Annotated in this window: 19 protein-coding genes; 3 read left to right on the forward strand and 16 right to left on the reverse strand. The window is 37.4% G+C overall.

The window, feature by feature from the left end; translation table 11 throughout:
* Window positions 1-44: 44 nt before the first annotated feature.
* The 4 genes from HND50_05270 to HND50_05285 form a co-directional block, all read right to left on the reverse strand.
* On the reverse strand, window positions 45-1,817 hold the full coding sequence (locus HND50_05270) for a M14 family metallopeptidase (GenBank protein ID NOG44618.1): 1,773 nt from the start codon (window positions 1,815-1,817) through the stop codon (window positions 45-47).
* Between the two features lie 28 nt (window positions 1,818-1,845).
* On the reverse strand, window positions 1,846-3,741 hold the full coding sequence (locus tag HND50_05275) for an ATP-binding cassette domain-containing protein (protein ID NOG44619.1): 1,896 nt from the start codon (window positions 3,739-3,741) through the stop codon (window positions 1,846-1,848).
* Between the two features lie 186 nt (window positions 3,742-3,927).
* Entirely contained in the window at window positions 3,928-4,770 is an 843-nt protein-coding gene (locus HND50_05280) for a hypothetical protein (protein NOG44620.1), read from the reverse strand.
* Window positions 4,771-4,780: 10 nt separating this feature from the next.
* The gene (locus HND50_05285; GenBank protein NOG44621.1) at window positions 4,781-5,110 is read right to left on the reverse strand and encodes a hypothetical protein; all 330 of its coding nucleotides are present in this window, start codon (window positions 5,108-5,110) and stop codon (window positions 4,781-4,783) included.
* A 198-nt stretch (window positions 5,111-5,308) separates the two neighbouring features.
* Here HND50_05285 and HND50_05290 point away from each other — a divergent pair, with 198 nt between their 5' ends.
* Both HND50_05290 and HND50_05295 read left to right on the forward strand, forming a co-directional pair.
* A complete protein-coding gene (locus HND50_05290; GenBank protein ID NOG44622.1) occupies window positions 5,309-7,339 on the forward strand; it encodes a CBS domain-containing protein in 2,031 nt (676 codons plus the stop codon).
* A 51-nt stretch (window positions 7,340-7,390) separates the two neighbouring features.
* Window positions 7,391-8,953, forward strand: a complete 1,563-nt coding sequence (locus HND50_05295; GenBank protein ID NOG44623.1) for a sulfatase — start codon at window positions 7,391-7,393, stop codon at window positions 8,951-8,953.
* A 15-nt stretch (window positions 8,954-8,968) separates the two neighbouring features.
* On the opposite strand, the gene HND50_05300 is transcribed toward HND50_05295, so the two are convergent.
* The 6 genes from HND50_05300 to HND50_05325 form a co-directional block, all read right to left on the reverse strand.
* Window positions 8,969-10,462: a TolC family protein gene (locus HND50_05300; GenBank protein ID NOG44624.1), complete on the reverse strand. Its 1,494-nt coding sequence runs from the start codon at window positions 10,460-10,462 to the stop codon at window positions 8,969-8,971.
* 46 nt (window positions 10,463-10,508) lie between these two features.
* Window positions 10,509-11,792, reverse strand: a complete 1,284-nt coding sequence (locus HND50_05305; GenBank protein ID NOG44625.1) for an FtsX-like permease family protein — start codon at window positions 11,790-11,792, stop codon at window positions 10,509-10,511.
* 2 nt (window positions 11,793-11,794) lie between these two features.
* Window positions 11,795-13,081 (reverse strand): HlyD family efflux transporter periplasmic adaptor subunit, encoded by a 1,287-nt coding sequence (locus HND50_05310; protein ID NOG44626.1) that lies wholly within the window; start codon window positions 13,079-13,081, stop codon window positions 11,795-11,797.
* Between the two features lie 175 nt (window positions 13,082-13,256).
* The gene (locus tag HND50_05315) at window positions 13,257-14,450 is read right to left on the reverse strand and encodes an HlyD family efflux transporter periplasmic adaptor subunit (GenBank protein ID NOG44627.1); all 1,194 of its coding nucleotides are present in this window, start codon (window positions 14,448-14,450) and stop codon (window positions 13,257-13,259) included.
* Window positions 14,451-14,813: 363 nt separating this feature from the next.
* Window positions 14,814-16,238: an inorganic phosphate transporter gene (locus HND50_05320; GenBank protein ID NOG44628.1), complete on the reverse strand. Its 1,425-nt coding sequence runs from the start codon at window positions 16,236-16,238 to the stop codon at window positions 14,814-14,816.
* A 39-nt stretch (window positions 16,239-16,277) separates the two neighbouring features.
* Complete coding sequence (locus tag HND50_05325) at window positions 16,278-16,952, reverse strand: TIGR00153 family protein (protein NOG44629.1); 675 nt, start codon at window positions 16,950-16,952, stop codon at window positions 16,278-16,280.
* A 206-nt stretch (window positions 16,953-17,158) separates the two neighbouring features.
* Here HND50_05325 and acs point away from each other — a divergent pair, with 206 nt between their 5' ends.
* Window positions 17,159-19,054 carry an acetate--CoA ligase gene (gene acs / locus HND50_05330; protein NOG44630.1) on the forward strand — a complete coding sequence of 632 codons (1,896 nt, stop codon included), beginning with the start codon at window positions 17,159-17,161 and terminating at the stop codon, window positions 19,052-19,054.
* A gap of 92 nt (window positions 19,055-19,146) precedes the next feature.
* Here acs and HND50_05335 read toward each other — a convergent pair whose 3' ends face one another.
* The 6 genes from HND50_05335 to HND50_05360 form a co-directional block, all read right to left on the reverse strand.
* Entirely contained in the window at window positions 19,147-19,605 is a 459-nt protein-coding gene (locus tag HND50_05335; GenBank protein ID NOG44631.1) for a hypothetical protein, read from the reverse strand.
* Window positions 19,606-19,796: 191 nt separating this feature from the next.
* Entirely contained in the window at window positions 19,797-20,321 is a 525-nt protein-coding gene (locus HND50_05340; protein NOG44632.1) for a hypothetical protein, read from the reverse strand.
* Window positions 20,322-20,454: 133 nt separating this feature from the next.
* Window positions 20,455-21,051, reverse strand: a complete 597-nt coding sequence (locus tag HND50_05345; GenBank protein ID NOG44633.1) for a hypothetical protein — start codon at window positions 21,049-21,051, stop codon at window positions 20,455-20,457.
* A 95-nt stretch (window positions 21,052-21,146) separates the two neighbouring features.
* Window positions 21,147-21,656 carry a cupin domain-containing protein gene (locus tag HND50_05350; GenBank protein NOG44634.1) on the reverse strand — a complete coding sequence of 170 codons (510 nt, stop codon included), beginning with the start codon at window positions 21,654-21,656 and terminating at the stop codon, window positions 21,147-21,149.
* Between the two features lie 60 nt (window positions 21,657-21,716).
* On the reverse strand, window positions 21,717-22,691 hold the full coding sequence (locus HND50_05355; protein NOG44635.1) for a flippase-like domain-containing protein: 975 nt from the start codon (window positions 22,689-22,691) through the stop codon (window positions 21,717-21,719).
* Between the two features lie 14 nt (window positions 22,692-22,705).
* Window positions 22,706-23,929 carry a DUF3667 domain-containing protein gene (locus HND50_05360; GenBank protein ID NOG44636.1) on the reverse strand — a complete coding sequence of 408 codons (1,224 nt, stop codon included), beginning with the start codon at window positions 23,927-23,929 and terminating at the stop codon, window positions 22,706-22,708.
* Window positions 23,930-23,960 lie beyond the last annotated feature (31 nt).

Below are 23,960 nucleotides of genomic sequence, written 5' to 3' on the forward strand. Positions count from 1 at the left end.
ACTTTATTATTTTCTGAGCCTATGCGTTAAAAATTTTGGTATGATTAATTAACTATTCTTTTCAAAACTTCCTTGTCAAAGATTTTGCCGACAGGATATTTATTTATCCTTTTATCCCAATAAGGTGATTGCCGGTAAAACCATTTGAGAATTTTTGATGGATCGGCAGCAAAAACTTTATCCTCTTTTAGTTTTTGCTCAAACTTGTTTTTCAAATTCTCGTCATTGGCCAGCATGATTCTGGCATATTCTTCCATCACATAGCTTTCGGCATATTCCTTTTGTTCAAAAACAGAATCGAAAAATCCCCAAAACAGAAAAGAGTCAGGTCCCTTAGGCTCCAAAATATGAGCAATAACTTTTGCCGTTCTTTGGTTCATTGGAATAACAATAGAGCCTTTTGGATATAATCTTTCCTCTTCAATTTTCTCTACATCAAAAGTTAGTGTGTGATGATTTTCGTAAGGTCTTTCGCTCCATTTTTCATTTGAGAATTTAAATGAACTGACCTTAATTTTATGCTCTTCATTCAATGTTTCAAAACGGATGCCATGTAACTTAATCCTGTCAATCACCTTTGTCCATTCAACAGGGACAATGTAGGCTTCCGGTAACTGGGCTGTGATATCGGGTTGATAATTATTAAACAATGGAATTTTCATTGTAACACTGTCTTTGGAAAACCTTTGCCAATCTCCACCACTCAGGTCGCTTTTTTCGATGGTGTATTCATATCCCAAAAAATCAATCAAAACAGAGTCTTCCATCTGTTTATATTTTAAAGGATAGGTTTTTTTCCTGAATTCATCTTTGCGTGTTTTAGCATCTGCCTGGGCAATCGCATCACGTAATTTTAGATAATCACGGTTAAGAATTTGTAACGAATGTTTTAATAACTGATAGGTGCCATCCACACGTGTTTTATAATCTTTGAACATGTGTGTTTCAATCAACAATCCGGGTCGGTTATGCAAGATTGTATAACCATTTGAGTAGCGCGGCCCGGCAATTCCAAGCCCAATGCCGCTTTTGGGGTCATGCACTTTTTTAAACCAGACATATTTTATCATCGGGAAACCGGATTTCTCCATAGCTGGCATTACCGAATCGAGATATCCATTCTTAACCCAATCACCAACCATTTTATGATGGGCATGTTTGAATTCGATCGAATAGGTGACTGCATATTGATAATCGGCACCATCGGTAACATGGCAATCTGCAAAAAATTCCGGCAGCCAAGTGTTGTACAATTTTAACCAAGATTGCATTTCCGGTGCATCGGCTTTTAAATAATCCCTGTTTAGATTGTAGTTTTGGGCTGTTACACGCCAACCCATTTCTTCAGGTCCATTTTGGTTAATACGATTGTACGCACCGAATCGTTCGTGGCCATCCACACTAAAAATTGGCATAAACAGAATCGTAACATGATCAAGCAGATCTTTGTTTTTTCCTTCAATTATCATATCCCGGATAAGCATAAACCCGGCATCTTTACCATCAATTTCGCCTGAATGAATCCCGGCCTGGATTAGAAAAACAACATTGTTTGTGCGCCTCACTTGTTCAGCCGTGGAGTTACCGTTTTTATCAATAATCAGCAGTGGCAAATCACGGCCTTGCGGGCTTACTCCAAATGTTGTGTACGTAATCATTGGAGACGCATCGGCCAACCGTTTGCAATATTCTATTGTCTCAGCATAATGCGGTGTTTCTTTAAACCCAGATTTTTCATAATAGGTTTTCCAATCATTATTCGAATCCTGTGCAAAAATAATAGTTGAAAAGAGAAAAAATAATAGTAATAATTTCATAAATAAATCCTGTTAAGTATTTTAGCCTTTATTCTTTAAGTGCTTCCAAAGATTCCCATTGTTCGTATAGAGTTTCGAGCTGATTTTCAATTTCTGTCAATTCTGCATTTAGCGCAACCACCTTTTCTTTATCTTTATAAAATTCCGGATCAGACATTTTTAAATGAATGGCTTCCTGTTTTTTTTCCAATTCTTCAATCAGCGAAGGAAGTTTTTCCAAATCTTTTTTCTGCTTATACGATAGTTTATTTTCTTCACTTCTTTTGGATTTTTTCTCTTGCTGATATTGTTTTTTCTTGTCAGTCTTTTTTACAGTTTTCACCTGTCGCGCTTTACCGGATTGCTCCAGCCAATCATCATATCCGCCAATATATTCTTTTACTCTCCCGCCTTTTTCAAAAACCCATGTGCTGGTTACTACATTGTTCAAAAGTGTTCGGTCATGAGAAATCAAAATTAGGGTTCCTTTAAAACTAACGATTAATTCTTCCAGCAATTCAAGTGTTTCGGCATCAAGATCGTTTGTTGGTTCATCGAGAAGCAAAAGGTTTGCTGGTTTTGAAAATAGGCGGGCAAGCAACAAACGGTTACGCTCTCCACCGGATAAATTTCTGATGGGCAATTTCGCCCTTTCCGGTGTGAATAGAAAATCTTGCAGATAAGAAATGATATGTTTGCTTCTCCCATCAATGGTCACGGTGTCGCCATTGGGGATAACATTTTCCCAGGCAGATTTTTCATCATCAAGCTGCTGCCTTAGCTGATCAAAATAAGTTATTTCAAGTTTAGTGCCGTGGTTAACGCTGCCAGATTGAAGCTGCAACTTTCCTGTTAACAATTTCAGCAATGTAGTTTTGCCACATCCGTTGGGTCCGATAATACCAATCTTATCGCCTCGTCCTACAATCGTACTAAAATTTTTGATTAGAGCCACATCATCATAATTGTAAGAGACATCTTTCGCTTCAATGACCAAAGCCCCGGATTTCCCGGCCTCCGCCAGGTTCATTTTTACACTCCCATCAGATTCTCTTCGCTGTTTTCGCTCATCACGCATTTTTTTTAATGCACGCACGCGGCCTTCATTACGTGTACGTCGTGCGCGAATCCCTTTGCGGATCCAAACTTCTTCCTGTGCCAGCTTTTTATCAAAGTTTTCCCATTCTTTTTGTTCCGCATTTAAAACGGCTTCTTTGCGTTGCAAAAATGTGTCATAATCGCAAGACCAGTCCACCAATTTTCCACGATCCAACTCAATGATTCGGGTAGCCAGCCGCCGTAAAAGCATCCGGTCGTGCGTTACAAACAAAAGTGTCGTTCCGCGTCTTTTGAGAAATTCTTCCATCCATTCTATCGAGCTGATATCCAGATGGTTTGTCGGCTCATCCAACAAAAGTAAATCTGGATTGGAAACCAATGCTGCTGCAAGGTTCACGCGTCTTTTCTGACCACCGGAAAGGTTTTCATATTGCCAATCTGCATCAAGTGACATACTGGAAATGATGATTTTTATTTCATCCATTGCCGGCCAGGCGTGATGCGTATCCAGTTGTTCATGCAAACGATTTAACGGCTCATGATCTGCTTGTGGGTTTTTGGAAATAAGCAGCTCAGCCTTGTGATAATCTGAAAGCAATTGTCCTTTTTTTCCTAAACCCATGGCCACAATATTAAAAACCGGTCCGGACAATTGTTGCGGGATTTCTTGCGAAAGATACGATATAGCGGCGCCTTGCTCATTTTGAACAAGGCCTTCATCTACCGAAAGCTGCCCTGCAATCAGCTTCATTAAAGTGGATTTTCCTGTGCCGTTGCGCCCCAGCAAACAAACACGCTGTTTCTTTTCGATTTGCAGGTTCAGTTCATCTAATATTTTTGGCCCACCAAAGTGGATGCTCACATTTTGGAGTGAGATTAACGGCATAATAGTCTCTTGTTAAATCGAATTGTTGGTCGGCAAAATTACAACAAGTTGGAATATTGTCAAAAAGGGAATGGCGTTTTAGTAAAGAAAAAATTATTTATAAACTAAATTTATCTTAGAAAAATTAATATGTAACAAAACTTATGCTGAATAGATTTATGGAGCCTTCACCTGTGGTTTTGATATTTAATTCCAGCTCCAGGCCACTCGTTTAAACATTGGTATCATAACTCCAACATCCAAACCATAAAAATCAAAAGATTCAAACCTATCAGACGGGACAAAATAAAAAAATGGAAGAAGTACATCATAGTGTCCTCGAATATAGAATCTTTTAAACCGAATTTCAGAACCAATATTGGCGTATGGTAACATAAAGTATAAAAATGTACCTGCCTCAGCACTTATATTAATTTTTGATGAATTAAATTCTGCAAGGTTATAAAGCTCTGACCAGCGATAGTTAAAACCAATTATCGGAAAAAAACTATCTCGACTATTTTCATAAAAAGAGGAATGCTGCCAGTTTGTAGCACGAAAGCGGTTAAAATAATTCGGTTTACGCGCAATTCTTGTTAAAGCCCATGTCCCCTTTTTATTTTTTATTGCTCTTTCACTTGCTTCACGGTATTCATCCATAAACAATGTATCGCATGGTAAATAAACAGCATAACCGTTTTCAAGATACGTTGTATTTATATTGCGGTCACCAAGTGGATACTTTCTAAACAGATGTCCGCATTGAATGGAGTTATCAGAGCAGCTATTTTTATATGAAGGGATGAATCCAGAAGTCCGCTTTTCTAATTGAATTCGGGCAAATTTAATAATATTTGCAGCCAATTCACTCCTTGCTGAATCCAAATCATTTATCGAAGGGACATTTAAATTGACCATCTTAATTTGCAGGCTGTCTTCGGTTAAAAACAGGTTTGCATCTAGGACTTCAATAATTTTCACTTCCCGTTCCTGGGCAAACAAATTTGTAAAACCAATCCACAAGAAAAAGAAAACTATTTTGTTTAACATATTGATTTACTCATTTATATTTCTCTATCACCTTGGGCCCTTTTACCCAGTAACCCGCCCAAAAAGTAAAAAGTGTAACAATGAAAAGAATTATAAAAAGCCGGGTCCATGGTTGCCCAAAAGAAATACGTCCCATAACCAACGTATAAGTGCTAATAGCCCAGGACAGTCCGCCCAAAAATACTGTTCCTTGTAAAAGGTGAATTACCCACATGCGTTTTACAAATAAAAGAAATGGTAATAAAACAGAAACCATTGCCAGAAGGTTATAACTGTTTCTGGAAAAATGTGCGCCTAAAAGAATCAGGGCAAGAATTATTGGGAAAAGTCGTTTGAACATTTTATAATCCGTGTTTTAGATAACGTTGTGTTAATTTACGAAACTTTTTTTCAAAAGAAGAAGAAAAACAAGCCAGCATTTGGTGAGATTAAATTCTTGTTGTGTAAATAATAAAAACGTATAATTTTGAATATGAAAAACGTATATAAAAACTCACTTCTCTTTCTGAAAAAATCCCAAAAAAAAATAACGGAAAAAATGCGTACTGCTTTTGGTGCTTTGCGCCGCGCTGAACATATTTTTATGGTTTTATCAGCCATTGTGATTGGAATTCTCGGAGCATTTGGAGCCATCCTTTTTCGCTTTATGATCAAATACTCGCAGGAACTTTTTTGGGGTACTTCTGATTTTAGTGCCGGTAATATTGAACAAATCCCATTTTGGTTGATTGCCCTTTTGCCGCTTATTGGCGGATTGCTTGTTGGCCCTCTTGTTCATTTTGTTGCTAAGGAAGTCCGCGGATCAGGGATTCCGGAAGTTATGGAATCCGTTGCCATTAAAGGTGGCAGTATCCGAACGCGGGTTGCTGTTATAAAATCTTTAGCTGCCGCTATAACTATTGGCTCCGGTGGTTCAGCAGGGCGTGAGGGCCCGATTGTTCAAATCGGTTCTGCCATTGGTTCATTATTTGGTCAGTTTATGGCTGTTTCCACAAGACGCCTGAGAACCTTTGTAGCTTGCGGTGCATCAGCAGGTATTGCAGCTACTTTTAATGCACCCATAGCGGGCGCCTTATTTGCCGTAGAAATTATTTTAGGTGAATATGCTGTTGCTCAATTTAGCCCAATCGTAATTTCATCTGTCGTGGCCACTGTAATTTCGCGCCATTATATTGGTGATTTTCCCGCCTTCCATGTACCGGATTATGAACTGGTCAGCGCCTATGAATTTATCCCGTATCTTGTTTTGGGGATTCTGGCTGGAATAATTGCTGTACTATTTATTAAAACAATCTATAAAACTCAGGATTGGTTCGACCTGTTTAAAATACCGGAATGGCTAAAACCTGCTGTGGGCGGCTTAATTGTCGGTTTAATTGCCATCAGCTTTCCACAAATTCTCGGTGTGGGTTATGAATCGATTAATGATGCTTTATGGGGAAAAGACTTATCCTGGCTGTTAATTGCACTTCTTTTCTTAAAGATTATTTCTACTTCTGCAACCCTCGGATCCGGTGGATCTGGTGGGATATTTGCGCCATCCCTTTTTATTGGTGCTATGTTGGGCAGTTTTATAGGTCTGCAAGCCGGAGCTTTATATCCGGAGCTTACAGCAAATCCAGGCGCTTATGCGCTGGTCGGGATGGGTGCCGTTGTTGCGGCATCAACCCATGCGCCAATCACAGCCATACTAATAATTTTTGAGTTGACCAATGATTATAAAATAATTCCGCCTTTAATGGTTTCTGTAATAATCGGTGTTTTAGTCGCCACATATCTCAAAAAAGAATCCATTTATTCAATGAAACTGATCCGGCGTGGTGTTAATATTTTTGAAGGTAAAGATCTAAATGTGATGCGCTCATTGTGGGTTAAAGATGTTATGTCGCATGATGTGATAACAATAAATACAAGTGATTCTTTTCAGGAACTGATTCAATTTATGGTGGCCAGCAATCATCATGAATATTTTATGGTTAATGATGAACGAAATCTTGTTGGTACTTTCTCAATAAATGAAATAAAGGAATTCTTAACAGATGAAGCCTATCTGTCTGGTTTAGTAATTGCGGCAGATATTGCCCATCCGCCGCCTGCTTTTCTTTTGCCGGATGACAACCTGGATTTGGTGATGCATAATTTTGGCCGTTACAATGTTGACGAACTTCCTGTGGTTGAAGATAAAGTTACCAAGAAATTTTTAGGCACGGTTCAACGTATGGATGTGATTGACGCTTACAACAGAGAGATTTTTAAAACGGATTTAGTTGGCGGCGTACACAGCATTGTTTCTGCAGTTAGCAGTGAACGGGATATTGAAATTAGCGAAGGCTATAAAATCTGCGAAGTTGACCCACCTGGACCATTTCTTGGAAAATCGTTAAAAGAAATAAACATCAGGGCTAAATATGGGGTTGAGGTAATTCTTATTAGAAAATCAGTTGATCAAAAAGATGGCCTTCAAAACCGTCCGGGAGCTATCCCGTCACCCGATTATGTTATTGAACAGGGTGACACGCTTTTGGTTTTGGGTGATGATGATGCCGTTCAAAAATTGCGAAAAAGCTAATAATTTATAGTAAATATTTTACAAATTTAATTGGGGAATAAAATGTTTTTTATGCGATTGGTTCTTTTCATCTCTTTATTTTTTTTAATTAATAGTAGCAGCAACATTTTAGCAAAAGAGAAGTCTCCAACAAAAGATCGTCCCAATATTATTTTTATTATGACGGATGATCATACCAAACAAGCCATGAGCTGCTATGGAAGCAAAATTAATAAAACCCCAAATATCGACCGGATTGCCCAAAATGGAATGCTTTTTAAAAACAGTTTTGTCACCAATTCCATTTGCGCTCCAAGCCGTGCAGTAGCTTTAACAGGGAAATACAGTCACATTAATGGTTTGCGGGATAATCGTGATAAATTTAATGGCGATCAGATGACATTTCCCAAGCTGTTGCAAAAGGCCGGTTATCAAACCGCGCTCATGGGAAAATGGCATTTAAAAAGTACTCCACAAGGTTTTGATACATGGAAAATTCTTCCGGGCCAAGGAGATTATTATAATCCCAGATTTATTGAAAATGGCGACACAACAAGGCATGAAGGATATGTGACCACATTAATCACAGATTTTACTCTGGAAACACTGGAAAATTTTGACAAAGAGAAACCATTTTGTCTTTTATATTTTCACAAAGCACCTCACCGCAACTGGATGCCGGACAGCAAACATTTGGCGATGTATGATAGTGTAAACATTCCTGTCCCCGAAACATTTTTTGATGATTATAAATCGCGCCAGGCTGCAAAAGAACAGGATATGCGCGTAGTAGATTTATACAATTCGTTTGATATGAAAATTCATTCGGATGAAGAAGAAAAGTATTCCGGGGGCCAGGAAAAATTTAAATTGAATGCCAAAAAAAGTTGGGAACGTCTTTATAACAATTTAACAGAGGAACAGAAAAAAGCCTGGGATGCAGCCTACGAGCCCAAAAACAAAGCTTTTCTTGAAGCGAATTTATCTGGAACAGAATTGGCGATCTGGAAATATCAGCGTTATATAAAAGATTATTTGCGTACCGTCCAATCCGTTGATGAAAATGTTGGACGTGTTCTTGATTATCTTGATGAAAAAGGATTGACTGAAAACACGCTGATTATTTACACATCAGACCAGGGTTTCTACCTTGGAGAGCATGGCTGGTATGATAAGCGTTTTATGTATGAAGAATCATTTGGAATGCCTTTGCTAATTCAATATCCAAAGGAGATTGCAGCAAATACAGTCAACAATGAAATGGCAATAAATCTTGACTTTTGTCCCACAATCCTTGATTATGCCGGCGTAGAAATTCCTGCAGATGTACAAGGGAAATCGATTCGCCCTTTATTAAAAAATGAAAAACCGGATCACTGGCGACAAGAAATTTACTACCACTATTATGAGTATCCCCACGGCTGGCATGATGTTAAAAAACATTATGGTGTACGCACTAAGAAATACAAATTACTCCAGTTTTATGATGAGCTGGAAGCAACGGAATTATACGATCTTGAGAAAGATCCGAATGAGTTGAAAAATGTAAACGGGGATCCACAATACGCTCAAATACAAAAAGATTTGGAAACCAAGCTGCAAGAATTAAGACTACAATATAAAGAAGTTGAATAATAATTATGGTTTAATCTAGCTTTCCGATTTTATTTCAAAGCCATTTACAAAATCATAAAATGTTTTTCGGGTTATGTCCTGTAATAACAATTTGTAGTCAATCAAAGCGGATAATCGCGATTGGTAGGCCGAGGAAAGCCTGTTTCTATCAAGCGCCAAAGACTGGCTGTTGATCTCTCCATTGGCAAAGCGGTTGCGGCTAATCTCAAAACTTCGCTCTGCAACTTTAATGTTTTTTTCCAACATTTTTAGGCGTTTTAAACTGCTTTTAATATTATTTACTGTGTTACGAATATCTTTTTCAACATTTATTTTTTCTTCATCGCTGGATAATTTTCTTTGCCTCAATCGTGCTTCTGCAGCCCGTACCTGAGCATTGTTTACACCCCAATCCCACAAGGGAATTCGGAGCTGAAGAGCCACACCTCTATTTCCTGGGCGCCGTTTTAATTCTTGCCAGGCACTTTGAAAATTTGTTTGCAAAGCAACAGATTTATCTTCTTCATTTACACCGATCAAATCATAAAAGGCCGAAATGTTTCCTGTGATTTGGCCATCCACTTTTGTACGTTCAATATTTATTTGGGCCTGCTCATAAGCAATTTCCCGTTCGCGGATCTCCAGCCTGTTTTTTAAACCAAACTGCAATGCCGTTTCCAAGTCTACATCCACCTGCTGGAAACTTAAATCAGACTCAAGAATGATTGAATCGGAAAGAGAAATTCCTAAAAGCTGTTTTAGATTATTGGCCTGGGCTGAGCTACGTTGCTGTGCAAGATCCCAATTATTTTTTGCCTCAACCAAATCTACTTCCATTTGCAAGGCTTCTACCTCGGCGATTACACCGGCTTTATATTTATTTTGGGCAAGGTTATTGGACTCTGTTTGCTGGTCAAGTGTTTGCTTTGCAATATTTTGAGTTTCAATGGCGCTTAAATAAAAATAATAGGCCTGGCTGGTTTGATAATTTAGATCGAGGCCCGTGCGGGTAAGTTGGCGATTGGTTAGTTCAAAGTTGAGTTCGGCATTTTTTAATGCACTGAGTATATTGTTATATGAATAAAAAGCTTCAATTGGCTGGTTAAATCCAATCCGGGTATTTAAGCGAAATGAATTTAGCTCATTGGAAATATCCTGGATATGAAAAATTCCTGATTGAATAAAAATATGCCCATCAGTTGGTAAGGGTTGAGAGATTGTTAAATCAGTTGAATAACGGCTTTGTTTGGTAGAGAAAAAAATTGTTCGCCCGGTCGTGTCATCAAAACTTGCAATGGTTTCGTTATATTCAGGCAAAGAAAAATTTAGATCAACCTGCGTTTTAAAGCGATTTGTAGCAGCAGTCAAATTAGCTTTGGCAACTTTATATTCTTCTGTTAAATGGCGTATACTAAAACTTTTTACTTTGGCAATGTCAATACATTCCTGTAAAGATAAATGATGTATTTCTTGTGCAGAAAGTAGATTTATGCCAAAAATTATTAATATGAATAGTCTGCTAAATTTCATTCTTTTTCCTGTTAAATAATTTTTTGTAAATCTGTTTTATGAAATATCACTCATAACGCAAGGCTTCTATCGGGTTTAAACTGGCGGCTTGCTTGGCAGGGTAATATCCAAAAACAATACCAACACCACTGCTAACACCAAACGAGATAATAACTGACCAGGCGCTTACCGCGGTGTCCCAGTCAGAATAAAAAGTAATCCCTATCGCCAGAGTATAGCCAACAACAATGCCAATTATTCCGCCAAACAAACTTAAGATTAATGCTTCGGTTAAAAACTGGTTTAACACATCTTTGCGTGTAGCACCCAGCGATCGGCGGATACCAATTTCACGGGTTCTCTCCAAAACAGACGCAAGCATAATGTTCATAATTCCGATGCCGCCAACCAAAAGGGAAATCCCCGCAATGGCGCCCATAACGATATTAAATATTTTCTGGGTTTCCTCACTTTGCTGTAAAAGTTGTTCCGGAACAATCATGGAATAATTTTTTACTTGATTGTGGCGCCGGTAAAGAATCTGATCTACCAGGTTTGAAGTAGCAACTACCGGGGCATCATTATTGAGTTGTAAAATAATTTGCTCTAACTCACTCTCGCCGTCTTCCCTGTCGTAGCGGATATTGACAGAGTTAATCGGCGCAAAAATATTGCTGTTTAAGTCCACTTCTTTTGTGCCGGCAATACTTTTAGGCTGATATTGCAGAACCCCAATAACAGTAAACCAGACATTCTCAATTTTTATTTTTTTCCCCAAAGGGTTTTCTACAAGAAAAAGATCTTTAGCAGCCTGCGATCCTAACACGCAAACCCGCTGATAGGTTTTATTTTCGTATTTTGAAAAAATACCACCAGAGGATATTTTCAAATTCATTAAGGAAAGATATTCGGGATAGGTGCCGGTTAAAACAATTTCGGCTATCCTGCTTTGATACGAAGCATCATAATCGCGTTCAACAACCGGGGCAATATTATTAATATTTGGAACAATCGCCGCTAACGCATCAACATCTGCAAGCGATAAAAGAGTCTGCCCATCATCATCATCAGCGTCATTTTCTTCCTGCTGCACAATTATGTTTTGTAACCCAAGCGATTGAATCTGAGACATGGTTTTGCGCCGGGCACCTTCTCCAATTGCCAACATGGATATAACAGCAGCAACACCAAAAATTATCCCCAAAATTGTAAGCAGCGATCGAAGCTTATGGTTTAAAACGCCTTCAATACTAATACGAAGCTGTTCTTCGTTTAAAAAAGTAAAACGCGATAACAGCTTGTTTTGCAGGATTTTTTCTACAAAAATATTCAAATAGTGTGATAGGTTCATAATCAGCCCATTATTATCACAGTTCCATTGGAGCCATTTTTATTTTTAGGTTTTCTCTTTTTCTTTGACTGATCTGATCCACCTGACTCTCCGGACAGCTGAATTTCATCACCATCTTCCAGACCATCTTCAACCACAATAAAATCTGAACTGGACTTCCCGGTTGTTATTTCAATGGGATCACCATCAGAATCATTAACCCAGGTTTTTTCATTTTCAACTGTAATGGCATCAATCGGAACGGACAACACATCCGGAATTTCATCGATAATAATTTGGGCATTTGCAGACATGCCGGGCTTCATTCTTTCGTCTTCTTCATTCAAATAAATCTCAACATCGAAAACATTTTTCTTTGTTTTCCGGTCACGATTTGCAAGCGCTGCGATTTCTTTTACCAGGCCGGTAAAAGTTGTATCCGGCACGGCATCCAGGGTAATATTTACCTTCTGCTCAACCGCAAGTTTGGCAATATCCACCTCGTTTATTTTAACGCTAACTTTCATTTTGTTGGCACCCGGGATTTCCATCAAAGCCTGTCCGCGCCAGGGAGACATCCCAACTTTCAGCTTAACCATCCCGCCGCCTTCCCAAAGTTCTTTATAAACTATAAGGCCATCCGCCGGCGAAACTATTCTCATCTTGCCCATATCATCCTGGGCACGCTTTACTTTTATTTCAGATTGCTCCACTTCCAGCTCTGCTTGTTTTAAAGCTGCTGCTTGTATTTTAATGGTCGATTGTTTTTTGTCAACCAATTGCTTGTAGCTGATCTCCGCTTTTTTTAGGCTAAATTCAATTTCTTTTCGCTTATTTTCAGATTCATAAACAGCATTTTTTGCCCGTAACCTGCTTTGCTCCAAAGAATAAGATTCCAGCTTTATATTACTTACTAAATCTGACATATTACTTTTGTTATTGGCCATGGTACTTGCAAGGTTGGCCTTAGCTTTTTCAAGATTATTTTGAGCTTCAAGTAATTTTTGCTGGAATTCTGCCGTATCAAACTGGATAAGAAAATCGCCTTCTTTAACAATACTTCCTTCCGGTGCCAGCCGTACAATACGCACGTTTCGCCAAATATTGGATGGGGCTTTTACAATGTGAGATTCCAGTGATTTTAATTCACCGTCAACAGGCAAATCTATTACAAATGGTTTTCTTTCAACTTTAAACAAAAGTGCTTCCGTACTGCTACTCATAGCACTTACTATTACAATGAGAACAAGAATCATCAAAATCGAAAGAACTATTTTATTTTTCTTGTAACGGTTAAAAAGTTTTAACATTTTTTCTCCACATTTACGGATATCAAAAACTATGTGTCTGTTATTCCTGTATGTTTTTACAAGAATCTAAATTTTGTTTTCATCAAAATACAACTAACAGAGGATGGATTCCCGATAATCTCGCCAAAGAGGGACAGGAATGACAAATGTTGGTTGAATACGATTTATTTACCGGCTAAAAGATCGCCCTCAGTTCCATGCCTACAGCAAGGTCTCCTTTTATATATGCCTTCCCATCACGAAGAGTATGGATTTTTACAGCGACTTCTCCATTGTCTTTCTCTCGTACATAAAACTTCTTGTCCCGCTCTTCAACACACCAGCTCGGTACCTCAAACATGTTTTTAGCAGAGTCAATTTCCACAACGGCAACTGCAGATAATCCTGGTTTGAGCCGATAATTTGTTCCTGGTAATAAATGAATTATCATTTCATAAGTTTTTAAATTATTGGCCCCATCAGCTTTTTCAACAATTTTTGAAATACTGTGGACTTCTCCACTAAACAATGAATCGGGATATGCTTCAATTGTAATATTTGCCTTTTGTCCTTCCATAACCAAAGGACGGTCAATCTCATTTAATTTTACTTTGACCTGCATTGCATCCAAATCGGGAATTGCCATAATAGGTGAACGTGGCCAAACAGAATCACCCACTTTAATTTTTTCACCGCCTCCGCTCATTCCTCTTTGTCTCTGATAAATAACCATACCGCCTTTTGGTGCGATAAGTATCATATCAGCCAGTTTATTTTTTGCACGTGAAATTCTAACTTCGGCCTGACGAATTTCCAGATGTACTAAATCTGCTTTCTTTTGATTGATTATTTTTGATGAGGCCAGGTTATCTTTCGTTTTTGAAAGATTCAGGATTGTTTTCTCAAGCTCCAGTTGTGCTTCTTTCAACCGGACATCAGACTCAAACTTTGCCTGTTCGACCCTGCTAAGATTTATTTTATATTGTAAGTTCAGTTGCTGCAGTTGGTTTTCCTTTTCTTTCAAACTCACTGCATTTTGTTCTAAAACTTCCCAATATTTTTCCTGCTGAATTTCGAGCTGAGCCAGTGCTTCATCCAATTCGGACTGTGCCGTTTCTGTATTAAAGTAAACAACCGTATCTCCTTGATGTACAAAACTTCCTTCTTTGGCAAGATGTGCAATTCGATACTCCATATTCCAATCGCTTGGCGAAAGAATAAATGTATTGTTTACAGATTCAAGCTGCCCGGATTCTGAAATTGTAATTACAGATGGCTTTTTAACTTTGAAAAGATTTTTTGATGATGTACCTGAATTTCCATCACATCCGGAGAAAATAAAAAAAAGGGTAAAAATACAAAGAGTAAAAAAAAATCTTTTTATACGCATAATGAAGATAACTGTAGGTGAATGGTCGGTTAAATTAGATAAAAAAAGTTTGCTGAACAAACCTATCACTCTGTTTTATTCTAAAAGTTCCATTAATGCAGATCTATTTAATAAGAATTAATTTCGTTGAAACTTTTGCCTTTGCAGTAGTAAGTGTTGCAAAGTAAACACCAATGGAAAAAGTCCTGTTTAATTCAGAAAAATGATAGCGAAAAAAAATGGTTTTTTGTTCATTTTTAAATGCCAACATAAAATTGAATAACAAGAAATTGTAACTGTGAATTAATAGGCTGTCAAATTATAAAAAAAAAGAGTGATGTTCAAATACCATCACTCTTTTTATAAGAAAACTTTTTATATCAATCATCCAAAAATTGCTTGTAATATATAGTAAAAAATAATTGCCCCAATAGCTCCAACCGGGATAGTTATTATCCATGAGATAAAGATGTTTGTGACAACTTTTAGGTTAAGTGCTTTAATACCACGCGCAAACCCTACACCCAAAACACCACCAACCAGCGTATGTGTTGTACTTACAGGGATACCTAGTTTGGAGGCCAACACGATTGTTATAGCGGCAGCAAATTCTGCAGCAAAACCACGTGATGGTGTAAGCTCAGTAATCTTTTTACCAATTGTCATCATTACACGCCATCCCCAGGTGGACAATCCAATAACAATCCCAAGACCACCTAATCCAAGAACCCAAATTGGAACAGCTGATTTAGCAGCAAAACTTCCTGTTGAAATAACTGTAATTACTGCAGCAAGGGGGCCAACAGCATTTGCAACATCATTAGCGCCATGTGCAAAGGCTACAAATCCGGCGCTTAGTATCTGTAGATAAACAAATATTTTTTCTACTGTTTTATAATCTGAGCTTTCTGTGCTGGTATCTAGTTTTCTGGACAGATCGTTATGTAATGTGCTAAGATCACCAACAACGTTTGACAACTCACTACCTAATTGCCCATCTGATTTTGCCAGCGCTTTTTGTAGATGTACAAGTGCTTTGTCTATTCTTTTGCCCACTGCCGCCGGTTGTTTTACATTAAGTTTTTCTTTTTGCTCAACATGTTTAATTCTTTTAACCAGAAATGAACTTATTATTGCTGCAACAACACCAACAATAATTGCTACCAAAAAGGCCTCACTAAAACCCAGATCAAGTTTCAAATTTTTCAATCCTTTGAATACCATTGCCAGGGTTAATACAAGAAAAACAAAAAAGACAAGATAAGGAGTCATTTTTTTTGCGATCCTTACAGGGTCATCGCTATAAAAAATCAGCCTGCGAATAAGCATAAAAATGAGATAACTGATTGTTCCTGAAAGCAGTGGGGAAATAACCCAACTGGCAGCAATGGAGCCAACTTTAGCCCAATCAGCCGCATGCATACCGCCGTACATAACACCAAATCCTAAAACAGCCCCAACGATTGAGTGCGTTGTGGAAACCGGCCAGCCAAAATAAGATGCTATTTGAAGCCACACGGCTGCTGCGAGTAAAGCCCCAATCATCCCAAAAACAAGATCAAACTCATTTCCTAAAAAGAGTTCCGGACTAATAATTCCTTTTCGTATCGTTTCTGAAACATGTGTTCCTACCAAAAAAGCACCGGCAAACTCCAAAACAGCAGCAATAATTACAGCTCTTTTAACCGTTAAGGCACCCGACCCAACTGACGTACCCATAGCATTTGCCACGTCGTTTGCACCAATACTCCAGGCCATGTAAAACCCAGCTCCCAGCGCTATTATCAATAAAATTGTGGTAACTTCCATTATTTCCTCTAAACCAATTAATAAGATTAGTTGTTAACTTTAATTTGTTTCTATCAGGCTGGATATTTTATAAGCCAGTTTTTCAGATAAATTGGATAATGATGAAACTGTTTGGATGATGTTTATCCAGAGATTAAAGCTGGCATAATCCAATTTGGTTTCCATATTATACAGTTTCTTTAATATTCCGCGTTGCATAATATCTACTTCATGTTCTAAAAACGCCACATCATTAACCATTTGCTTTACCCTCTTGGCTTCAGCACCGCCGAATGATGACTGTAAAAGACGTTCCAATTCATGAATAATTTGATGGACGCTTTCTACTGCTCCGGTATTCTTATCAAGAAAAGCTTTTAATTCTGCTTTAAGGCCTTTTATTGGCTCAATCTTTTTCAATGTCATTATAACAGCTACATCTTCTGCAGCATCGGCAATTGAATCCTGCAAAGAAAGAATTTGTAAAAGATCGGCACGGTTAATTGCTAAAAATAGTCCTCGCGGTAAATTTGAACGAATATCATTCTTTGTTAAATCTGCAGAGTGTTCCAGGTCAGATATTTCATCAGTAAGTTTTAAAAGGAGTTCGGAATCATTTTTAACAAATGCCTCATACAGGTCATCTAATTTATTCACACATTTTGCCACTTTTTCCATATGGGTTTGTAATGGTGTGAAAGGTGAACGGGAAAATAAATTTTCCATTAAACTCATAAAAAATTCCTCCGATTTTTTTTATTCTTGTAACTTCGATCTAAAAAAATTATAATAAGCATTTTACAATGACGCAAAACCTAATAAATCGAAAAGCTATCTTCTTATTATTTAAAAACGCAATCATTTAATTTAACACAATCTTAACAAAAATTTAATAAAAAAAATAAATTACTTGGAACTTTCACACCTTTTGGAGGACTAGAATGGGTTCAAAAATAGAAGGCGATGTTTATTATCCATCCAAAGAAGTTATAAAACAGGCCAATGTGCAGGATTATGACAAGATGTATAAACGGTCTATTGAAGATCGTGAAGGCTTTTGGGCAGAACAGGCGGAACAGCTTGAATGGTACAAAAAATGGGATAAGGTTCTCGATGACAGTAAAAAGCCTTTCTATAAATGGTTCACGGGCGGAAAAACCAACATCATTCAAAACGCTATAGACAGACACCTAAAAACTTGGCGCAGGAATAAACTGGCCCTTATTTGGGAAGGTGAACCGGGCGATCTTAAAACTTATTCTTATCATGCCTTAAACCGCGAGGTATCAAAGTTTGGAAATGTTCTCAAAAGCATGGGTGTACAAAAAGGTGATGTGGTTACAATCTACATGCCCCAGGTTCCGGAGTTAGTAATTGCCATGTTAGCATGTGCCAAGATTGGAGCTGCACATAGTGTGGTTTATGGCGGTTTTAGCGTGGAAGCCCTTGCTGAAAGAATTGAGGATGCTGAGAGCAGGGTTTTAATTACGGCTGACGGTGGATATCGTCGCGGTAAACCAACTCGTTTGAAAGACATAGCCGATGCAGCGATTAAACGTTCTCCCAGGATTGAAGTGTGTATTTGTGTAAAACGTACCGGTGAAGAATGTTATATGGAAAATGACCGTGATTTCTGGTATCATGATTTAATGGGATTGCCAATTGCCAATGCCAAATTAAAAACCGAACAGACCGATGCCGAAGATATGCTTTTTATCCTTTATACTTCCGGTACAACAGGCCGTCCCAAAGGACAGGTTCATACTCACGGCGGCTACAGCGTTTATACCTCAACAACACACAAAATGGTATTTGATGTAAAAGATGACGACCGTTGGTGGTGTGCTGCCGACCCTGGTTGGATTACAGGTCATAGCTATATTGTTTATGCACCTTTGATTAATGGATCCACTGTAATGATGTATGAAGGTGCGCCAAACCATCCATATCCGAGCCGCTGGTGGCAAATGGTTGAAAAATATGGAATCACGATTTTATATACATCACCAACAGCTATACGTGGCCTAATGAGATTTGGTGATGCATGGCCGGAAAGATATGATATTTCATCATTGAGATTACTTGGTTCGGTAGGAGAGCCGATCAACCCGGAAGCATGGAAATGGTATCACAAGGTTATTGGAAATGAGAAGTGCCCAATTATGGATACATGGTGGCAAACTGAAACAGGCGGATTTATGATTACGCCATTACCAATAACGCCACTCAAACCCGGCTCGGCAACCAAACCATTTTTTGGAAATGAAGTCGCCGTTGTCAGCGATGAAGGTAAAGAAGTAAAGGCCGGTGAAGAAGGTAAATTGGTTATTAAAAATCCATGGCCGGGAATGGCGCGAACCATTTTGAATGACGAAGAGCGTTATGTAAATACCTACTGGAAAAGCTATGAAAAACAGGGCTGGTATGAGGCCGGTGATTCTGCACGTATTGATAAAGATGGTTATGTCTGGGTTATTGGCCGGATTGATGATGTAATAAAAGTAAGTGGCTATCGTCTGGGAACAGCAGAAATTGAAAGCGCTCTTGTTAGTCACGCATCTGTTTCTGAAGCGGCGGCAATTGCCCTTCCTCATGAACTAAAAGGTAACGCAATTCATACTTTTGTAATTTTAAAGGCCGGAGAAGCAGAAAGCAAAGAACTAGCTGCTGATTTGCAAGATCATGTTGCATCGGAGATGGGCCCAATTGCTAAACCGGAAACAGTGAAATTTGTTGATGCATTACCCAAAACAAGAAGCGGGAAAATAATGCGTCGTGTTTTAAAAGCCAGGGCGCTGGGTCAGGATGAAGGCGATTTAAGTACTTTGGAAGAATAGTCGAAACATCATAAAATAAAAAGGCTCTGGTTTTCAACTGACCAGAGCCTTTTTATATTGATAATTCTAAAACACAGATAGTGTTATCTTTTTTAATAACAATCACAATCATCATCATGTTCTTCAGAGTCAGCATCCCAATAGTTCAAACTAATATCAAATGAATCATAGTCCGTGATGGACAAAGTTTGTTTTGAGGATGTCCCGTATCCCGATGGTAAAAGCGCCGCATAGTAAATACTAAAGCTTTCCACCTCATAACCTTTGTTATAAATTGAAACATTGCCCTTTACCTCAGCTGCACCATCATCCCCAACATTTTCAACAGTGGAATTAAGGACATATTTATAAACAGGAACAGTCGCCTCCCAGTGAGTCCCATTATAAAATCCTTGAACTGCGTCCGGTGGTAAACTATCACACAAAATAACCTGATACTCTCCTGTGTTTAAGCGTTGAATATTTTGTGAAGTAATTATAACATCCGGTTCCTGGATACACCCGGTAAAAAAAATAACTGCTAAAATTGAAAGTTGTAATCCTAATTTCATCTCATTTTCCTTATTTAGTTAAATCTATAAACAAGGAAATCAATTATCATGCCGCTTTTAAAAGGTGCGTTTTCAATGATAAAATTGGATTTTATTTAATTTCTGTAAACGGAATTATCTATTTATGTTAACATGATTTACAAATAGTGAAAAAGTTTAGTGTTATTGAGTTGTACTCATTTTTAAAATTTTTAATCTCCTGAGTGTATTTTCCTGTTGGAATACTTCTGAGCTAAGTTTGAGTCACTAATAATTTCATTTAAAATATCAACTTTTTCATTATGTGTTTTTTGTACAAAACTATAAAACTCATCCTGTCCTAGTCCTGACCCAATAGCCCCACCAAAAAGACCGCCTAATAAAGAGCCAAATAAAAGACCTGTAACCTTCTCCATGGCATTTCCCACGTCAGTAAACAAACCGTTTCCTTTATTATTCCCACTAATACTTGCCCCAAGTATTGCCCCGCTTGTTACACCGATTAAAATTCCAGTACCTGTGTATGATTCCCGCTCTCGCCTAAGTGTTGCAATTGAATCCACTGGAATTTTATAAATCTTATCAAATACTTTTACTTGCAAAGAGTCTTTTACCAATGTATCTAAAACAACTTTGGAATACGGCTGATTTGAATAAGTTAATATATCCCAGGTTTTTGCCTGCCCATGGATATTGCCAAATATCAAGAATGGGACAAAAAATAATAAAATGCGCATATTAAACCCTCTTTCTAAAAAATTGTTTAGTAAAAATATTATTTTAGTCAAAAGGATTGTCAAACTGATGCAATTAGTTTGTCAATTTTATGTAAGAAAGAAGTTTATTCAAAAGGGAAGGTAAAAATAGCTGTTAAAAAATTAAAACCCCATTATCCTTCAACAGCTTTTTTAAATCCGGAGGTAAGCCAAAAAATTCATCAATAAAACCATTCATCTCATCGATAGTTTTATCGGAAAGCAGCATCATTACATCATCCATAGCTGCACCACCAATCATAAAAGGCATTTGCGAAACAGCCATTTTATTTCCAACAAATTGAGCACCGATTTGGTATTCTGTTAGTTCTTTCACCGATGTGCCCTTTATAACACAGTTGGAAATCCACTCATCTATTTCAAAAGTACCGTCTTCCAGTTTTTCCACTAAGCCTTCGCGCATTTCATCAAAATGGGCATTTTCTATAAAATAGTTTTGAATATTACTTAATGATTCGCTGGAATAAACACTCATAAATTTTTGGTGACAATTTAAACAAATTGCGTATTCAAAAATGGTGTCAGTGCTGGAATAGTCTTTATATCGTTTTATAGCTTTTTCAATAATATACTGTGTATGATTATCAAGCAGGTTGCACTCACAATTAAGGCATTTCATAAAAGGTGCATTGGTTTCATCAGAATAAAATGCCTGTGGAATATCCACTAAAATTGGTTTTTTATCTTGCATGATCATGAGTTTTGTGTTGGTGTCTGTTTAAAATATATAAAATCTTTATCCGTTTCAAACATATTGAGGATTGGAATTTAAAACCATTTAGAGGATTATTTATCGCGGGTAAGTTTGCGGATTATATCTTGATGTTGCGGAAATTGCATTGACAACTCTTCACGATCAGGCATTTTAAAATCATCAAAGTCAAAACCGGGAGAAACTGTACATCCAACCAAAGAAAATGATTCTTCGAGGTTTACAGTTGCGCCAAATAACCAACCGGATTTAACAACAATTTGTAAGCTTTCTTTTTCAGAAATTTCTTTGCCCAGATTCAAAGTAAAATATTTTCCATTCGGATCAATTACGTGAATGGTCAATGACGAGCCATCATAAAAATGCCAAATCTCATCTTGCTTTATGCGATGAAATGCGGAGAACTCACTTGATGTCAGCAAGAAATAAATAGCGGTTGAAAATGAGCGGTCACCTGTAAAACGATCCGGCAGGCTTTCAGTTAAAACTATCTCTGATGAGCGATATGTTTCTTTGAACCAGCCTCCTTCAGGATGTTTAATAAGACCGAGTTCCTTAATCCAACTTTCAGCTGATCTTGACATTTTATCTTTTCTTCCCTGGCCACGTATACCAAGACCGGGCCAATAGTATTTCTTCAGTTTTTAATTTTTATTCTTCAATCTTGTTTCTTCGCTCTTTTTTCCATTAAAACGTTTCTTGCCTTGCTGATAAACATTCTTTGTCATTCTTTTAATTTCGCCGCCGGCTTCTTTAATATCGTGGCGTCGTTTCATAATTGTAAAAATGCCAATAATGGCTGGAATAATGGCGTTGATAAAAAATACAAGCAAAGAGATTCCAACTGCCGCAGCCCCCGGAACGCTGTATTGCGCAAGGAAAAAAACAGCCAGGTTTTCCCGCACACCTAACCCGGAAACTGAAATCGGAATTAACCCTGCACCCCAGATGAAAACAGTTACGATCCCCGTTTGAAAAAGTGTAACATCAAAAGACTGGTTAAGCAGGTAAAAATATTGCAAAGTAATACAGGCAAAAATTGGCAGGGAATGAATCAATGAAGTAAAAAAGATTTTTGGATATGCAACTTCCTTTTCCTGAAATTTTTGAAAACGTTCTTTTTTTAAAAAAATGGGGGAAAGAAAAAATCCGACAATTATTAAGGCACCAACAATCCAAAGTAAATTATAATCCGGGAAAACGATGGATAAAGCAAAAGAAACTAAAACAACTTTCAGGGCTGTCTGGAAAATTTTTTCAACACCAAAAGCGATAACTTTACCACGTTTTCTACCCTGCAATAAAAAAACTTTTGTCACTTCGGCATGACCTCCGGGAATCATCAAGCGGAGAGCAAATCCTGCAAAAAAAGAAGGAAGCAGATCTTTAATCCTGTAATGATGAGAATGGCTTTCAATCAGATATTTCCATAAACGAAATTGAAGCGATAGATTAATCAGTGCAAAAAGTAGTACAATTATTATAGTTTCGATTTGAAGGTTAAGTAAGGTTTCAACCATCTTTTGACGGTCTACCTTATACAAAATCCAGCCTAAAAGAATTAGGCCAATAAAATACTTCAGGCTGAAAACAAAACGTTCTTTTATTATTTCACGCACAAATTACTTTCGGTTTAAACTGACCAGACGGCCAGCATTGATAATAGAATAAATGCAAAGATATTTACGAAAGAATAAATCAGCAAAATTGAATTTAATTTAAAAAAAGTTAGAATTTTTCCCTGCCGGTAAACATTTTTAAATGCCAAAAATGTATGTACCCAAATGGCTAAAATGCTCCCAGCGATCACCCATCCATTTGGAATTAGAATTGCAATAATCAGGTACATAAAAAGAAGTGAATGGACGTGCAGAGCAAATATCAGGTGATTAAAATAAAATATTTTCTGCCGGATATAAAACAGTTTAAGAAGCAGTGCAAACAAAGGTAAAACAAGGAACATAATTTTAGGGATTTGCCGAATCAGTTCACTCCAAAAAATGGCTATGCCTTTGCTCCCTTGAGAAAACATATATTCAGCTTTTTTTTCCAATTCCCTTAAGAAGCCAACAGAGGCTGTGTCCTCGCCGGAAAATGTTATATTTACATTTTGACTTTTCCAAACTGTTTTTCGATAAATATAACCTGTATCAATCCTGCTAAAAAATAAGTCCTTCGATTCCTGCGAATAATTCACTTCATCCAACAACTTTTCCATAAGCTTCTTATCGGCTGGTTTCGAAACCCGACCATTACGTTTAAAAAATTTGAATACGGAATAAATTTTTGTTGAATAATAACTTGATAAAGTATCATTAATCTGAGGATTTGCATATTCGAGATACTCTTTTATACTATCAACAAAACTGCTTGTAAAGTCACGTTTTTCTTTTTTTTCAAGTTTATAATTTATGCCTAAATCGAGCACTAATTTTTCACGAATATCTTCAGGGATATCTTGTTTATATGAGCCTAAAAATTGCCGCAGGCTGTCAGCAGTGACATTATGTTTTTGCTGTTCTTCAATTTGAAAAGGATCAACTTTACTGCTTAGAGAAAGAATTAGAAAAAAAAGAAAGGTTGTAAATATATACAACCGCAAGGGTAAGATATAGGTATTTCTTCTACCTGAAACGTACTCTGTTGTTAAGTGACCGGGTTTACCAACAAGCGGCCAAATACTTCTAAAAAACTTACTGTCAAAAGTAAAATAATCACCCAGTAAATCTTTTAAAATTTGAGCTAAATGTATTTGTTTATGCGAATTGATTTGTCCACAATTTGGGCAATAATTATTATCACCGATATGCGTTTTACAATTATGGCAAATATCGTTTTTTAAGAATTTCTTCGGCATTATTTTTTTTAAGTGAGTTGAACGGTAAGAT

The organism is Calditrichota bacterium, assembly GCA_013112635.1.
In the GTDB taxonomy this organism is placed as follows: domain Bacteria; phylum Calditrichota; class Calditrichia; order Calditrichales; family J004; genus JABFGF01.

Excerpts from the sequence above, each read along its gene's own strand:
- HND50_05270 (NOG44618.1), bottom strand. The coding sequence starts at position 1,817 with ATGAAATTATTACTATTATTTTTTCTCTTTTCAACTATTATTTTTGCA.
- HND50_05275 (NOG44619.1), bottom strand. The coding sequence starts at position 3,741 with ATGCCGTTAATCTCACTCCAAAATGTGAGCATCCACTTTGGTGGGCCA.
- HND50_05280 (NOG44620.1), bottom strand. The coding sequence starts at position 4,770 with ATGTTAAACAAAATAGTTTTCTTTTTCTTGTGGATTGGTTTTACAAAT.
- HND50_05285 (NOG44621.1), bottom strand. The coding sequence starts at position 5,110 with ATGTTCAAACGACTTTTCCCAATAATTCTTGCCCTGATTCTTTTAGGC.
- HND50_05290 (NOG44622.1), top strand. The coding sequence starts at position 5,309 with ATGCGTACTGCTTTTGGTGCTTTGCGCCGCGCTGAACATATTTTTATG.
- HND50_05295 (NOG44623.1), top strand. The coding sequence starts at position 7,391 with ATGCGATTGGTTCTTTTCATCTCTTTATTTTTTTTAATTAATAGTAGC.
- HND50_05300 (NOG44624.1), bottom strand. The coding sequence starts at position 10,462 with ATGAAATTTAGCAGACTATTCATATTAATAATTTTTGGCATAAATCTA.
- HND50_05305 (NOG44625.1), bottom strand. The coding sequence starts at position 11,792 with ATGAACCTATCACACTATTTGAATATTTTTGTAGAAAAAATCCTGCAA.
- HND50_05310 (NOG44626.1), bottom strand. The coding sequence starts at position 13,081 with ATGTTAAAACTTTTTAACCGTTACAAGAAAAATAAAATAGTTCTTTCG.
- HND50_05315 (NOG44627.1), bottom strand. The coding sequence starts at position 14,450 with ATGCGTATAAAAAGATTTTTTTTTACTCTTTGTATTTTTACCCTTTTT.
- HND50_05320 (NOG44628.1), bottom strand. The coding sequence starts at position 16,238 with ATGGAAGTTACCACAATTTTATTGATAATAGCGCTGGGAGCTGGGTTT.
- HND50_05325 (NOG44629.1), bottom strand. The coding sequence starts at position 16,952 with ATGAGTTTAATGGAAAATTTATTTTCCCGTTCACCTTTCACACCATTA.
- acs (NOG44630.1), top strand. The coding sequence starts at position 17,159 with ATGGGTTCAAAAATAGAAGGCGATGTTTATTATCCATCCAAAGAAGTT.
- HND50_05335 (NOG44631.1), bottom strand. The coding sequence starts at position 19,605 with ATGAAATTAGGATTACAACTTTCAATTTTAGCAGTTATTTTTTTTACC.
- HND50_05340 (NOG44632.1), bottom strand. The coding sequence starts at position 20,321 with ATGCGCATTTTATTATTTTTTGTCCCATTCTTGATATTTGGCAATATC.
- HND50_05345 (NOG44633.1), bottom strand. The coding sequence starts at position 21,051 with ATGCAAGATAAAAAACCAATTTTAGTGGATATTCCACAGGCATTTTAT.
- HND50_05350 (NOG44634.1), bottom strand. The coding sequence starts at position 21,656 with ATGTCAAGATCAGCTGAAAGTTGGATTAAGGAACTCGGTCTTATTAAA.
- HND50_05360 (NOG44636.1), bottom strand. The coding sequence starts at position 23,929 with ATGCCGAAGAAATTCTTAAAAAACGATATTTGCCATAATTGTAAAACG.